Here is a 15,354-nt window from a genome sequence, read left to right on the forward strand (position 1 = left end):
TTTTTTATTGATATTGTTTCTCGAGCGTACTGCCGGGGTAATAGTGAGACAGTATTTCTTCATATTTGTAACCTTGCTCTCCCATTACGGCAGCACCAATCTGGCAAAGTCCTACTCCATGCCCCCATCCGGCTCCAGTAAGGATGAATCGTGAAGGGATTTTATCCTCTTTATGTCCTTTTTCCTCATATTCCTTGTCTACTACGAAGGCGGAACTATACAGATGGGAAGTAGATAAGGTACGGCGTATTTCCAGTTCTTTCCCGATAATAAGCGTTCGCAAGGTTCCTATAATTTTCAATCGGACAAGACGTCCCGACGTTCCACGTTCTATAGGAATTAAATCCAGAATTTGTCCGAAGTCAATTCCCGAACGTTGATGAATCAGTGTTGAAAGTTCTTGTTGGGTATAACTGACTTTCCAACGATAGAAGTCTGCTGTTTCCTGATCGTAGTTGTTTAGTACTTGGCTTAGAATTTTCTTATCCTGCGTATTACAAAAAGCAACAGGTGAGGTACGTATCCATTTATCAGCTTCCGCCTCTATGGTCAAATCGGGAAGTTGTTTTTCAGTCTTACTATCCCGTTGTCTGATTAGATAAGGATGCTTTACGTTTTCCCAACAATTTTGGAACTCTTCAAAAGCTCCGCCACAACATTTAGAGAAACGGGCATCACAAATCGCTCCTTTATACATCAGCACTTCCCCCCGCGTGGCGGAGACTGCTTCGATGGCTTGTGGTGTTGAGGCTCGTGTAATTCCCTGATAACGCTGGCAATGATCATCGGCACATACATCGAAATTTTTATGTGCTTCATGGTCATACCACTTAATAAATGAAGAATTAGGAATGAAGAATGAAGAATTGGCTGCGCTGTCTTTTTGCAAAGTTCTTTTAAATTCTTCATTCTTCATTCTTAATTCTTTATTTTTTTCGAGTAGCCAGCTTCGGGAGATGACGGCGTGAGCCTTTAGTAGTTCTAAAGAAGCTGTTGCGCTCATCTCTGATGAAATTACACTGGTAAGATATTCTTCAATGGAAATCACATTGATGGCGGTTAGTTGTTCTCCTTCGATGATAATCTTTAATTCCCCTTTGAATTTCTGGACTTCTTTGCGTTCCCAATGGAAGTTGATTCCGATGGTCACATCTTTCAGTTCAAAGAAAGCATGTGCATTTTGTGGAGGAATGAAGGATAATTCGTCGTACTCTTTCCCTTGCCAATGAATCTTCCCATCCTGATAAATAACTTTCTGTGTCCCGGAAATTTCCGTTCCGACAGAAGAACTAAATTTCACCGGGAAAGAGAATTCAATCTCTTTCCCGGAAAGGATACCGACTGTTATTTGAGGTTGAGTCATAATACAGCTTTAATACGTTCTAGTATTTTTTGCAGTTTTTCTTTGGATATAGATATTTCCCGATAGATATCATATACCTTTTCAGGAGTCAGTTTCTCCATATCCTCTTCACGTACTATAGGGAATATGCCGTTCATTTCAGCAATAGCAGGACTGATGAGAATTTGTTCGTCTCCTTTTGCGTAATAGCAGTCGGGACGATGTTTGCTGCGTAAGAAGATAATACAATTGTAAGGGTGTTCGGCCACTGACTCAAATTGATCGTCGTAGTTCTTTCCAAAATGCTCTTTGGTGATTTCCAAACCATACCAGGCAAGAATATTCATCATTGGTTCTTTTCCGTTGTTATTGGCAGCTAAAATGTCGTAAATCAGATGAAAGGTTTTCGACATTGTTTTCTTATTTTTCGCCTGAATCCTGATGAAACTGTACGGGAAATCTTCATAACTAATTCGCACCTTGTCGTTATCTATTAATTCCATGTGATCGTAATATGATCCCTGCATACTTTCCTCTTTACTGCAAGCTTGAAAATGGGCATGATCGGGAGCGGAAGCTCCACATTCCGGTCCATTATACAAAAGGAAGTATTCTCTCATTATGTCGGTGAATTCTATCATATCTTTAAAACGCCCGACTATGGATTGCGACTTGTGTTCCTTATCTACAATTGTAAAGTGGTGTTTGAATATGGGATAGGGATTAACCAGTATCTGATAATTCCTATAACTGATGAACTCTTGTTCCTGCGGTCGGTTTGTTTGGCAGAGGAAGCAAGGTCGTGAATGAATGGAGGCAGTGTTTGTCTGTGCGGTAGCCGAAAGAATACGTTTCGGATTAAGGAATAGGTTCGCAGCTAAACCTTGATTACCAAACCATTTGGATATTTCTTTTGTTCGTGACCGATACTGTTCCAATGCTTGGTAATTCTCTTTGGCTAGTTCCCAAGAAAGAGTTTGCTTTTGGAATAACTGTTCGATTTTTTGCTGAATTTTCTCTAATGTCGTTTCTTGTTGCAGGATGCGCTGTTCCAATTCCCACGTACGAAGTCGGTCTTTATATAGATTATTCTGGTTGATTTTCTCAACAGGCAGTGCAGCATCCGAGTTGCCTTCCCAACGGCGGCAAAGGTAAATCACGTCGTATATTCTGCCTATCTGATAATCGTGTGAAATTTTCAATCCAAGAGCATAATCTTCTCCATAGCTTGTGTTCGGGACTTTGATTTCCCGAAGAATGGGAGTGTAGAATGCACGGGGAGCTCCCAGACCGTTGATACGTAATGCATTATTTCGTCCGTTGTCGGGCGTCCATTCCTTATGATCGATGATGCCGGGGGCAATTTCCTGCATATCAAAGTTAGTCATCATATAAGTGCCGATTACCATTGCACATTTCTGTTTATAGAAAGTATCAATGATGATTTGCAGGCTATGTTCGTCTTTATACACGTCATCGCTATCAAGTTGGACGGCAAACTTTCCGCATTTCTCGTGATGGATACCTATGTTCCAACATCCGCCTATACCGAGGTCATCTCTTTCGGGAATGACGTGAATCAGCCGCTTGTCCGAACTAAGTTCATGGAGAACTTCACTGGTCCCGTCTGTTGAATGATTGTCGATGATAATGACATTGAACGGAAAGGTCGTTTGCTGGTTCAGTGCCGAGCGTACGGCATCTTTGACTGTGCGAATACGGTTGCGTACGGGTATAATGACAGAAGCTTCATATTCAAAAGTGTGAGAAGAAAAGTCTACGGGACGGAAGATAGGATAAAGATATCCGCCAATTTCCTTCAAATGGTTGGTGCATGCCTGTTCCATTTCAATCTGTACCTGACGGTTTTTAGGGTCTACATAATCGAACTGCTTCTCACCGCTTTTCCGCTTGTCACTTTCTACTTCGGTATATAGATATTCGTTGATGTGTACCAGTTTGCTCTTTTGGGATATTTTGAGTCTCAAATCATACAAGCCTGCATATTGATATTCCTCTTCCGTATTTTCTATAACTTCCTTGAATGCGTTGGCATTGAACAGTAAAACCGAGCCGAAATTGAAGTCGTCACGCAGGCTACCGGGTTGGTAATCAATGACCGGAGCTGTTTTTTGCACACCGTCTATCTGTTGGTAATGGTCTGCATATACCATGCCAGCTTGGGTCATTTCCATTACTTGAACCATTCTTTCAAGAGCGAACATGCCTATTTTTAGTGCAGTGTGTTTGGTATAGAGCAAGGTATATGTTTTATCAGAATGTTCTGCAATAGCTCGCATTGCTTGTGTAGACTGCATTTTTTCTACAGAGATGAGTTCGCATCCGGGAATACAGACATTGGTAATTGGCGATGCCAATAAATAAATTTTGTCTACCAGCGTCGATGCACGTAACTCCTTAACTGTTTGCACAGTTTCTTCCAACCGGCTGAAAGGAAGAAAACAGTTGATTGTTGTTTTCATTATTTTACTTTTTGTTTTGTAGTATGAGTTGTGTAAGATGTTTCTTTGTCTTGTCTTTTGATGAACAAACAGAGTCCAAGGAATGTGAACAGGGCATTGATTATCAACAACTCGTAACTAATTTGGTAACCGTTGAGCCATGCTTCCGAATTTCTTTGAAGGATATAGCAAAGAATAGGAGAAGCGATAGCTACCAACGGAATATATTTATCATAAACTTGTTTCTTGGTGAAGATGCCGAAAGCGAACAGTCCTAAGATAGGGCCATACGTATAACTGGCCAATGTGTAAATCGCATCAATCACACTCGTGTTGTTCAGCAGATTGAATACGAAAATGACTGCTCCCATCACAACTGCCATACCGATATGTACATGTTTGCGTATTTGGCTAAGTGCCGCCTCTCCTTTTTTCTGTGCATGTAAAATATCTACAGTAAAGGAAGTGGTCAGTGCCGTCAAGGCAGAACCCGCTGCAGAATAGGCGGAGGCTATCAGTCCGATAATGAATAATATTCCGACTATGCCGGGAAAATAATTTCCGGTAGCAATCATCGGAAACAACTCGTCGCTTTTTTCCGGATTCCCAATGCCTTGCTGTGCTGTAAACGTATATAACAGTACTCCCAGCATCAGAAAAAGCAGAATGACAAAGAACTGTGAGATTCCACTGGTAATCATATTCTTCTGTGAATCCCGGAAATTCTTGCAGCTAAGATTGCGTTGCATCATATCCTGGTCGAGTCCGTTCATAGCAATGACAGTGAACACTCCTGCTAGGAATTGCTTGAAGAAATAGCGTTTGTCATTAACATCGTCGAAGAAGAATGTTTTGGAGAAGTCACTATCTGATATGGTAGTAATCAGGCCGCTAAAGTTGAGGTGCAAGTTGGAGGCTATATAATAGATACATAGTATCACAGAGACTACCAGGCAGAATGTTTTCAATACATCCGTCCATATCAATGATTTCACTCCGCCCCGGAAAGTATAGAGCCATACTATAAATACGGTAAGTATGACATTCAACAGGAAAGGAAGATGGAAAGGCTCGAAGATCAGCAGTTGCAGCGTCAGGCATACCAGAAATAGTCGAACGGCAGCTCCCAGCATCTTTGAGATAAAGAAGAACCATGCTCCTGTTTTATAGGATGAAGCTCCGAATCTGTTCTCCAAATATTCATAGATAGAAACCAGATTCATCCGATAGAACAGTGGAACAAGCACAAAGGCGATAATAAACTGTCCGACTATAAAGCCGAGTACCATTTGCAGATAAGAGAAACTGCTAGCTTGTACCATGCCCGGAACAGATACAAAAGTAACTCCCGAAATGGTGGAACCAATCATGGCAAAGGCAACAACATACCATGCCGATTTACGGTTTCCTACGAAGAACCCTTCATTGTCAGCTTTGCGTCCTGCTATATAAGAGATAGTGAACAGGATTATAAAGTATGCCACAATAGTGATAGATATAACGGCTGGACTCATATCTGCTATTTAAATTCGTTTGAGGATGAATGATTCGAATAAGTTTATCTTTGTCTACAAAAGTAGGGAATTTATCATAGATATGTATACTCTTACCTATTTTTTATTCCCGGTGTGCCTCCGGTCGCGTGTTTGGACGAACGCCAGTTTTTGTTGAGCGAGGACAACTCCGGAGATTTCTTTTCAAGCGAAATGCCGGTTGTCTTTTTGTTGTCAGAATCGTGCATCTCATCTCTAAAACGGCAAGTATCAAAAGTTTGTCCTTTCTCCGGCTTCTCGCTACAGGAGAGTGCCAGATAGCCTCCGTCGTTATTAAGAGTCGGGAATTTGGGTATTTCTATCAGGTTCTCTCCATTTACTTTATGTTTCCGAATGACCTTGCTGGTGTATTTGCTGAAGCAAAGATAACCTTTGGATGGAATGGTGATGGGAGTGGAGGAACTCTCGTTACAAAGAGTGGTAGTACTGTATACTGTGCCACTTTCATACATTTTGTATAGATAGAGAGTTGGCAGAGTAATAGTCTTTTCACCCGGATTATAAATTTCTACATATTCTGCACCGTCAGTAGCATTATCATACATTATTTCGTTGAAAAGAAGCATACCTCTCACATCTTCCGGTAATTCGGGAGTGTCGGGATTGTCCGGTAGAACCGTATCGGGGGTATCGGGTGTTTCGTCGGGTGATGTGTTCGTTTCTACGTCATTAGACAACTGTATGTGATGGAACGTGAATCCTTTACAACGGGTTTTGGTGTAAATGCAGTATATACCGCAGTAGCGGGAAGTCTGTATATCGGTATCTTTTATCTGTTTTTCTTTTACGTATTCATTCTCGGATTCAAGCCGTGTCCAAAAAGTCCAGTAACCGTTATTGTCACGTTCTACTTTTATATATAGTTTCGGTGATGAGTCGCCTTTCATCAGTTCTCTTCCCGAAGCCAGTAGTTTAGACTGCTCTCCGTTTTGACGATAAAGAGCTACATTGTCTTTTGCTCCTCCAATCTGAATATAATAGCCGTTTAAATTACCGGAAAGAATGTTTGAGGAAGAAGTCAGATAAAATCGTGCATAATTGTTGGCGGAGGGGTTGAAGGTGAGGTGAACTCCAAATTCCCAACGGGTATTTTTTATAGAGGTAGAAGGAATGGTGACATAAGCTGTTCCGGCGTCTTCCTGTGGATCATTCAGATGGATTCCTTCTTTAGAGTTGATGGTGAATTTGTCCATCTCTCCTTCCCAGGGAAGTTCGGGTGTGATAGTGTCTCCTCCTCCTAATTCTCCCTTTTTTTCGTCATCAGCAGGGAGCGAACAATTATAGAACAATATGATGAAGATACTTAGGAAAGCAAATGCTTGGTAAACTTTCATACGGTTTTTAGTTTGAGTTATTTCGTTTTACCGTATTTGTTTGAGTATAATGCAGAAGCAATTGCGGTTTAAATAGTTGAATGAGTCGGCAAAGGTAAACCTTTTTGCTGGAAAAAACATACTTATTGAAGAAATAATTGTAAATCCTTTTGTTTTCTCTAAATGCGTGGAAAGGAAACAGTGAGGGGTTATCAAAAGTCAATAAATTAAATGTGACTTTTGATAACCCCTCACCCATGTTACATTCAATTATTGAAACATTATTCGAAGCGTGGCATTACATATTTATCTGTGTAAGATGTGAACGTAATACCTGGCATGGAATGAACGTTCGATTCGTTCTCCAGCTTCTTTATCAGCGAATAATCGTTGGCATCCAATGCGTAATAGTTATCTGAAGCCGGAGTTGTCACGCGGACTGTCCAGTCGAACATATTACCGATGATGGTGAGCGCATCCGTTTCCGGATCAAATGCCGGGATTCCTGTTTTAACGATTTCATACGTCCGGTTCTGCAACACATAGAAAGCCTTGTTGACATCGGTCATAAAAGCAAGCGTCTTTTTGTTTCTGAACTCGGTCAGATACAGATGTTCTAATGTCAGGCCTTCAGGCAAGGTGATGGCACGGACATACGGGCGTCCTTTCACCTGTTTCAGATGAAACAGACGACGGTCGGCATCCAACAGAAGATAACCTTCGTCATACTCCTTTTTCACCGTCGGATTTCCTACGATTTCCGTTGCCGGAAAACGAAAATCCTTCTTAGTCATAGCTTCGGTAAACTGAAGGCTTTTGTCTTCCTTCACGCTGTTGGTAGCCATGTCGATAAATTCGATCCCTTTGGAGGTGATACGGAATACGTCATCCGGCATTTTCAGGTCCACACGTCCTGACATAGATTCCATCAGTGGGTAAAGCCCGATAGAAGGTGCGTTTATATCCGAAGGCACACTGCGGAAGTTGAAGTTTTCTGTCTGCACCATTTTAGGAGTCATTGCGATTCCTTGAATGGTATCCGGAAAACGCTCATCAGACATCAACTGACGGAAATAAAACATAGGCAGGATGCTGTCGAAAGCAGCTTCCGAATAAATGTTTCCTGCAAGGTCGCGGCGCACGGTTCCTTTCCCTTCTTCTTGTCCCATCTGGGCGAAATCGCCAATTACGAAACTATACAGGGTAAAGGGAGTCTTTTCTGGCTTTACGACAAAGAAATTGTAGCACCAGGGCAACTGCCAAAGAAGCAGAAAAGCGATGGTTACATATAATAGTATGGTACTGAAACGTCTCATTTCTCAATCTTTTAATTTTTAATCTTTAATTTTTTTATTGGTTAATCCTGTTTTCCGGCCTTGAACCGTACGATAGAGAGCCACGAGAAAGAGGCTGTCAACAAAGTATAGACCACTAAATAAGGGAGAAACTTGTTGTATGCTTCCGGCATAGGCGACAGGAAGAAGATTCGGAGTAACAATACTGCGATAATGAGATTCAGGATACGGCGTTTCCATGCCGGTTCGAGGCAAATCCATGCGACGAGCAGATAGCCGGAGATGCCGGCGAGATACCACGTTAAAGCGGTAAGCAGTATGTGGTTTTTGAGCTCATGGGCAAGGATTCCGTTCAGATAGATCTCCATCAACAGGAAATTGGAAGCGAAGCAGACAAGAAGCAGTATGAGTCCGGAGAGTAACATATTGCCCGTCATTTTCAGTTCCGGATAAGGCAGATGGAGGGTCAGTTTCAAACATTTGCGTTGCATCTCGGGGACAAATTGCACGATTGCCATCAGGATTCCGGCAATCAGAGGAATATATTGCAACATATCAATGAAGATGACATCCCGTTGCAGCATGACTTCCCATACATGGGCAGCCCCTTTCATTTCTACCACCCGGTTGATACGGAGCATACAGTAGCCTGTAAAACCAAGTGTGGCGAGCACGGCAAGCAGAAAATACCACCGTGTCTTTATCCATTCTTTATAAAATATAGCGTACATTCTTGAGGATTTATGATTTATGAATGATGATTTATGGGTTACGAGTTGCCAACTCTTATTCTTAATTTAATCAGTATTTCCCGGTGAGGCCGATAAAGGCATCTTCCAAATTGACTTGCTCACAGTGCAAGTCTGTATAGGGCACTGACATTGATTTCAGTTTGGCTTCTGTTTCTGCCGGTTGCAGGAAGGAGAAAGTCTCCAACTGGTTCCGCATGATGGAAGGATGGTAGAAATCATCCGATGCAGGAAGCTCGTAACCTTCGGGAATGGTGAAGGTGTAGCGGCGTCCTTTTTCCAGTAATTCGGCGATTGGTTTCTGAATCAGTATCTTTCCGTAGTCCATAATAATGCAGTCGTCAACGAGACGCTCCATATCCTGAATGATATGCGAGGTCAGAAAGACGGTTTTACCTTCCGAACGGGCATAGTCGCGGAGATAGTCCACAAACAGGCGGCGGTAGCCGGGATCGAGTCCGAGCGAGAAGTCGTCCAGTACCAGAAGTTCCGGGTTTTGTGCGAGAATCAGTCCGAGAGCTACTTGAGAGCGCTGTCCGCAGGACATACGTGAGATGCGCTGTCCGGTAGCTACTTTCAATTTATTCATCAGTTCGTAGTACGCTTCTTTTTTCCACTGGCCGGGGTAGAAGGCTGCGTAGAATTTTTCTATTTCGGTGATGGTCATGAATTGGTATTGCACATGACCTTCGATGAGCAGTCCGATATGGCGGCGCAGAGCCGGTGCCATGGTCTGTATCTCCTGTCCGAAGATGCGACATTCTCCCGAACGGGGTTTCAGGTAACCGCTCAAGATATTGATAGTGGTGGTTTTGCCCGTACCGTTCTTTCCCAATAGTCCCAGGATACGTCCTTTGGGCACTGTGAAACTAAGGTTTTCGTAAATCAACCGTTTACCGTAGTAGTGCGTCAGGTTGTTACATTCGATAATTTGTTCCATTTGATTTTATCTGTTATTTCGATTCAAAAGAAGAAAAGGAAAAGAATGGGAATCAAGATTCCGACTATTAGTTCTATTCCTCCTCTGCCGATAATGCCCTTGTTCCCTTTCAGCATGATAATGCCGGAAAGAGTAATGATAATAAGGGCGATAGCGAAAATATCCGCGAAGTAAGTCCACCATTGTCCCGGATTGTAATGTAAACGGGACATCGCTCCGATAAGCGGGCGACGGGTGACGGATTCATATACCGCTTCTCCTGTCTTCACGTTTACCAGAAGGCTGGAACCGCCTTTCAGGAAGACTTTCATTACGTCCGTTTTCGGGAAGTAGTATTTGGTATAGTTGCCGGTTTCTCCCAAAGGTTCCAGTAGAGTAAGTACTTTCTCTTTACTCATTCCTGCTTTGTCCGGTAGCTTTTCCGCTATTTTATATTCTTTCCGTGTGATGGAGAAGTTCGGATTAATCGTGTCACGGTGATTCATTACAATTCCGGAGATGGCATATATCAATACCATTCCGGAAAAGAAAAATGACAGGTCACGGTGTATGAGCCGGCTCCATTTACGAACAGTACTACTCCACTTCATACGAGTTGGCTTCCATAAAATAGAAAGATAAATACTCTTTTCCTGTTTCTGCTTTGCGGTCGGCTATTTTTGCGCGGAAGTCTGCGATGCGGGCTTCGGGACTGTTGGCTGTTTCGCCGCGTGCTTTCTTTTCAGAATCGCATCCGGCTTCACCGGTTCCGTGTTTTTCGGCAGCTTGTGCTTTGAGTTGTGCTTCCCAGTTTTGGAGGTAGGCTTCGTCGATGCGTTGTTCTTTCAATGTTCCGGTAACACGGACAATAGAGTTCACACATTTAGGATCGAAGGCTCCCAATGTTCCGGCTTCTACACGGATCACTTGGGTATCGTCACTGCCCATCAGGAAGATTTTCTTTGCACCATGTTTGCAGGTATGTGTGCAAACGCCTTCAATGGTTACTTCTTGTCCTGCAAGGTTTTCGGCATTGGCAAGGAGAGAATCAATTTCCAAAGCGGAAGATGCAGACTGTTCTGTAGTCGCTTCTGATGCGCTTTTCTGTTGTTTGTTACCACATGAAGTTCCGATAAAAGTCATTGCCATAAGGGCAATTGCGATTGTTAGCTTTTTTGTTTTCATTGTTATTGCTTCGTTTTTATATAGTTTGTAATCTGTTTTTCGTTTGTTTATAGCTTTTAATAGTTCGCCTTACGGGCGGGGAGTTTCAACCATGCTTGAAACAAATACTACTCCTTTAGTTGGCAGCTTGATCCCTTACGCAACGGAGTTGCATACCGGCTTTAATGCTGACATAAGATAATGATAATCTGCCTTCCGAATACTTTGCATTGATTGTACTCATTAATCCAAAGAACTGTATATTGGTAAGTAGTCCGCTGGTGCTATTGTATACGGGCTTGAAGGCAGTCGAAGTCATAAGATAATTCATTGCCGGTTTTCCGTGCCATGCAGTTTGAATATTGGCATCTTCTGCTATTGCCGTTTTTTGATAGCTGCCGGCACCTGTAAGGCTTGTTGCCATACGAACGCCGGAGAATTGGTAATTGAATCCTGCATTATTCAGTGATGATATTTTGGCGCCGTCATAAACTGCATCATAGAAAAGAGCTTTATCACCATCAGCCGGTACCTTGCCGTCGACATCATTCGTTGTTTTTCCTACCAGATTAAAGTATTCCAGACGTGTTGGTATGTGCCAACCTTTCGGACAAATACCTTGCGCTCCTTCAAAAGAGTTCAGATTGCTTTCAGTAATTTCCTTACCGCCCAGTGCAACTTGGAAATCATATAGATAACCTAATTCTTTGATAGCACTTTCCTCTGTTGTGGCTACGGTTGCACCGTCAGCTTTGATTTCATACGGGTACCAAACATGACTATCAGCAGTAGGATCGGTAGAAGGAGTATATCCTTTCGGAAGATAAATAAGCGGTTCAGCCATCCACGTAGTACCGTTCGCCAAAGTTACCGTGTTATATTTTACATTATCGTATAAGAAATAGTTCTCATTGAGATGTTCTTCGAAAGGAATCTCATTGTCTGCTCCGATTTCACCTTCATCTGTCCAGTTTTCGATGTCACCGATAAGTTTAACCTCTATATCGTCAGGCAATACACGGATGTTTACGCTGTATTGTCCTCCTTGCGCTAAAGTAGTAGATGTGAGTTTCTGCGACAAGGTCTTGCCATCAGAAGTTGCTACTTCGAGCGTCAAAGCTACCGTTTGGGGAACGATGAGGGCGCGGTAAGTTTTGTTCGTTTCAACAACCTGTGCCGTAATGTTTGTAGCTGCGACATTCGCGTCAGCAGTAACTGTAAGGGCAGCCAGATCAAGAGTTGCAGTCGGGATAGAGCCTTTCAATGCAATGGATGTTATGTTGGCTTCTACTTCCTTTGTTACATTAATGACCAGTTTGGTAAGCAGATGCTTAAAGTTCATTGTTATAGTATTTACAGTAGGAAGTACATCTTTATTGCTTGCTGCCATAAGGTCTGATGCCCCATATCCGGTGGTCTGATCGGCTTCTACAGAAAAAGAAGTAGGAGTATTACCTTCTCTATAAGGATAGTATGCTACTATCTGCGATTTGTCATTTCCTTCCGGGTACCAAAGCAGGTCACCTGCAAATACTCCGTCATTGAATGTCATTAGTTTATTTTCCGCATATACGAAGTCACCGTTTTGGATGATTGTAACGCCAATTTTATCTCCGGTTTCAAAGTTAACTTCGGTAGCGCGTGTGATAACAGGCGAGATAGTAATACGACTGTCTGAAGGAGTCGTCGTTTCGTTCTCTTCCTGTTGGCAAGATACCAAAAGTGCTGCTGCGAAGATAAATGTTAAACTCTTTTTCATTGCTTAATAATTTAGTTTATATATATATTCATTGTTTTCAAAAAGCATATCCCGGTTCTCAAAAAGTATATCCTAACTTGATAGTCTCATTCCAACGGCTCGAACCATCTATATAGTGAAGGTTGAAACCGCGTGTATAACTTCCCTGTACTTCAGCATAGATCCCATGGTTGAAATGATAGCGTAAACCGAGACGAAGCGTTGCTTGTGGAGCAGTAGCATATTCATTCTGCAGATTATAATAATCTGTCAGGCGATAGGGAGGATCACCCGGCTCCGTATCTGTTGTAATGACTCTGCTTTTCTCAGTAGAGTTTCCTATGGCAAAGGAAGCGGCTGCCTTTAAGTCAAATTTCCCTATATGAAACACGCTGGATACATACGTCTGCGTACAAAGCATCTTTTCCGACGCTACATACGGATACATCTGGGTAGTCAGTCGTTTGAAAGTTGAAATATGTGTTCCCAAACGAACTTCTGTACGAGGACTTATAAATTCATATTCGGGATGGACCGAGAAAGCATCTCTTTCGAAAATGCGGTTGGAGCCGTTGATATAAGTCGTCGTTATTCCGTTAACAGTCTCCTTATTAATCACATTCTCGTTGTTGACCAAATGTGACCATTGCAGGTTCAATCGTAGAAAATGCTCTTTCTTTCCCTGTTTGAAATGATAACTCAAATGAGAGGCAATCCGGTGAGTGGGGAATTTGAACCAGATAGCATCTCTTTCACCGGCAGACCCCGAAGAATAGGTATATTCGATATCTCCATAAAATCTCTTCCATTGAAGTTGCAGTGCTCCCCCGTTAGACAGTTCTTTGATCGGAAAGCCGTTGATTCCCGATTCGCTTAGATGAATCCCGCTGCCGTCCCATGCTTCATAAGCTCCATACATCAGTCCTTTGTCCAAGAAGGCGTTGTAGGAGTTTTCGGTAGTCCCGATTACTTCCGCCTTGACCGATTCGCTGTTTTTGCTGAACATATAAGAAAAACCGATGGCTAGATCGCCCGAGTGATACATCACACTGGGGGCTACTTTCAAATCCAGCCGGTAATTGGTATGTCGCAAGTCTTTCCGTTTGGAATAGTTGGAGGCGGCAAAGTCAATCTTTCCTCCCAATCGCCAGTTAGGTGCAATATCTGATGCAATACCGCCCATAAAAGCGTATCGTTGCAGGTCTTTGCGTCCGGGAGTGAACTCTAGAATGTCTACCGGATAAAATCCCGGCTGGATAAACATGGAACCACTCATGTCCTTACCGGAAGTATGATCGAATGAGAAAGAACCAGTCAGCGAATACCCTTTCAGATGAGTGATAGACTTGGCTATTGCTCCGGCATTCCATGATTTCTCCGCTTCGTAAGAGTGGTGGAAATCACCATGGTTATTCTTACCATACAGTTCGGCATAGGAAGAAGAGATGCTATCCATCCTGATACCTGTAACATTTTTTCCGGTATTCCAGGAATTACGCCGTTCTATAATGTCGTAAGTCTGTGCCGAAACACCGTACACTATACATAGTAACCAAAGACCTGTTATATATATTTTTTTCATCTCACTCATGCAAAGATTGTTTTTCTCTTTCATAAAAATCGGTAGAAGAGTTGTTGGTGTCCATCAATACTTCATAACCTGCTTCCTGCGTAGCTTCTTCGTCCACATGTCGATATAAGCTGCGTCCGTTGTATGTCGCACTTTGAGTGACATATCCTGCGTCGATGGAAGGAGATATACGTTTCTTGTTGTTGGAGGAACCACCGTAGTACACTTCCGCTCCATCAATCACCCAGTCGAGCGGAACTGCTATCACCCGGTCGGTGGTACTTCCCGGTTTTTGTATCACACTTCCCTCTTTTAGAACAAAGTCCTGTATCGTGGTATCCTTAGCTTTAAAGATAACCGTAGCAGGAGAAAAGATAGAGAACGAGTAAGCATTCGCCTGTCCGGTTTTCAATACCACGTTCAGATAATGATCCGGTGTGATTTGATCCCCCGGAGCCGGATGATACTGTGTATTCGGAAAATAAACGTTATTGTAGCAGACAAAGTATCCCGGTTTGTTCAGATTGACAGATTGCGGGTATTGCGCTGCATGGTCAACTGCCCCATTGATGGCAATCACTGCATCTTCTCCCGGTTGAAGCGGGAAAGTCTTGCCGGTACCGCCAAACTGCCAGATGCACTGAACGATGGGAGCAAAATCCCGGAAGATGGTTGCTCCGGTTATTTCATCCTGCGTTACCCAGACATTGGTAGCTTGGGAATTGTAAGGATCAAGCGCTCCGAAACATAAACTATCGAGATATTGCACTTCCGAATCGTTATTATGCAGGATTATATATTTGTCGGACTGGTAGTTTCCCTCCAGCGGCAACTTTGTACATCCTCCGCAATAAATCTCCTTAATAATAATAGCCCCGGCTCTGGAATGGATGAGCGGGAGGTTGAACGCCATGTTTCCGCTGGTCAGTTTCACATTATCGGCCAGTCCGTTGAAAATATCCTGTCCGTCCTTGTCGCTGACCTGCACGCGATATATACCTTTAGTCAGAGAGAATTGCGCCACTCCGTTCTTGTCGGTTTTAGCCTTGTAAGAATTTCCACGATCGACATCTTCAATCTTTACGGTCACTCCTTCCCGGAGATATTCCGAGTATCCATCCGGGTATACGGCAGTCACTTGCAGGCTGTGCAACTGATCGTCGTACGGATTCTCTTTATCAAGATCCGTGCATCCTGCAAAGATCCCGGTCACTGTTAGTAATAATATGTAGATAGACTGCTTCATATC

At 42.9% G+C, this 15,354-nt stretch carries 12 protein-coding genes; all 12 read right to left on the reverse strand.

Annotated elements, in window-relative coordinates; translation table 11 throughout:
- Window positions 1-4: 4 nt before the first annotated feature.
- Complete coding sequence (locus INE92_RS22535) at window positions 5-1,363, reverse strand: SpoIID/LytB domain-containing protein (RefSeq protein WP_008642960.1); 1,359 nt, start codon at window positions 1,361-1,363, stop codon at window positions 5-7.
- Complete coding sequence (locus INE92_RS22540; protein ID WP_195436114.1) at window positions 1,360-3,825, reverse strand: DUF4922 domain-containing protein; 2,466 nt, start codon at window positions 3,823-3,825, stop codon at window positions 1,360-1,362. Before INE92_RS22540 ends, INE92_RS22535 begins: the two co-directional genes overlap by 4 nt.
- Window positions 3,825-5,318, reverse strand: a complete 1,494-nt coding sequence (locus INE92_RS22545; protein WP_009039796.1) for a sodium:solute symporter — start codon at window positions 5,316-5,318, stop codon at window positions 3,825-3,827. The genes INE92_RS22540 and INE92_RS22545 overlap by 1 nt, the downstream gene beginning before the upstream one ends.
- Window positions 5,319-5,410: 92 nt before the next feature.
- On the reverse strand, window positions 5,411-6,691 hold the full coding sequence (locus INE92_RS22550) for a lamin tail domain-containing protein (RefSeq protein ID WP_008642966.1): 1,281 nt from the start codon (window positions 6,689-6,691) through the stop codon (window positions 5,411-5,413).
- A 260-nt stretch (window positions 6,692-6,951) separates the two neighbouring features.
- Window positions 6,952-7,986, reverse strand: a complete 1,035-nt coding sequence (locus INE92_RS22555; RefSeq protein ID WP_008642969.1) for a DUF4857 domain-containing protein — start codon at window positions 7,984-7,986, stop codon at window positions 6,952-6,954.
- A 41-nt stretch (window positions 7,987-8,027) separates the two neighbouring features.
- Window positions 8,028-8,696: a hypothetical protein gene (locus INE92_RS22560; protein WP_008642970.1), complete on the reverse strand. Its 669-nt coding sequence runs from the start codon at window positions 8,694-8,696 to the stop codon at window positions 8,028-8,030.
- 70 nt (window positions 8,697-8,766) lie between these two features.
- Window positions 8,767-9,654, reverse strand: coding sequence for an ABC transporter ATP-binding protein (locus INE92_RS22565; RefSeq protein ID WP_004314891.1), 888 nt, complete (start codon window positions 9,652-9,654; stop codon window positions 8,767-8,769).
- 23 nt (window positions 9,655-9,677) lie between these two features.
- Complete coding sequence (locus INE92_RS22570) at window positions 9,678-10,244, reverse strand: PepSY-associated TM helix domain-containing protein (protein ID WP_008642971.1); 567 nt, start codon at window positions 10,242-10,244, stop codon at window positions 9,678-9,680.
- Complete coding sequence (locus tag INE92_RS22575; protein WP_008642972.1) at window positions 10,231-10,818, reverse strand: hypothetical protein; 588 nt, start codon at window positions 10,816-10,818, stop codon at window positions 10,231-10,233. The genes INE92_RS22570 and INE92_RS22575 overlap by 14 nt, the downstream gene beginning before the upstream one ends.
- A 115-nt stretch (window positions 10,819-10,933) precedes the next feature.
- Window positions 10,934-12,556 (reverse strand): fimbrillin family protein, encoded by a 1,623-nt coding sequence (locus INE92_RS22580; RefSeq protein WP_008642973.1) that lies wholly within the window; start codon window positions 12,554-12,556, stop codon window positions 10,934-10,936.
- Window positions 12,557-12,614: 58 nt separating this feature from the next.
- Complete coding sequence (locus tag INE92_RS22585) at window positions 12,615-14,126, reverse strand: DUF6850 family outer membrane beta-barrel protein (RefSeq protein ID WP_008642974.1); 1,512 nt, start codon at window positions 14,124-14,126, stop codon at window positions 12,615-12,617.
- Complete coding sequence (locus INE92_RS22590) at window positions 14,119-15,351, reverse strand: DUF4876 domain-containing protein (RefSeq protein WP_008642975.1); 1,233 nt, start codon at window positions 15,349-15,351, stop codon at window positions 14,119-14,121. The genes INE92_RS22585 and INE92_RS22590 overlap by 8 nt, the downstream gene beginning before the upstream one ends.
- Between the last annotated feature and the right edge of the window lie 3 nt (window positions 15,352-15,354).

The sequence above is a fragment of the Bacteroides xylanisolvens genome (assembly GCF_018289135.1).
Classification (GTDB): Bacteria; Bacteroidota; Bacteroidia; order Bacteroidales; family Bacteroidaceae; genus Bacteroides; species Bacteroides xylanisolvens.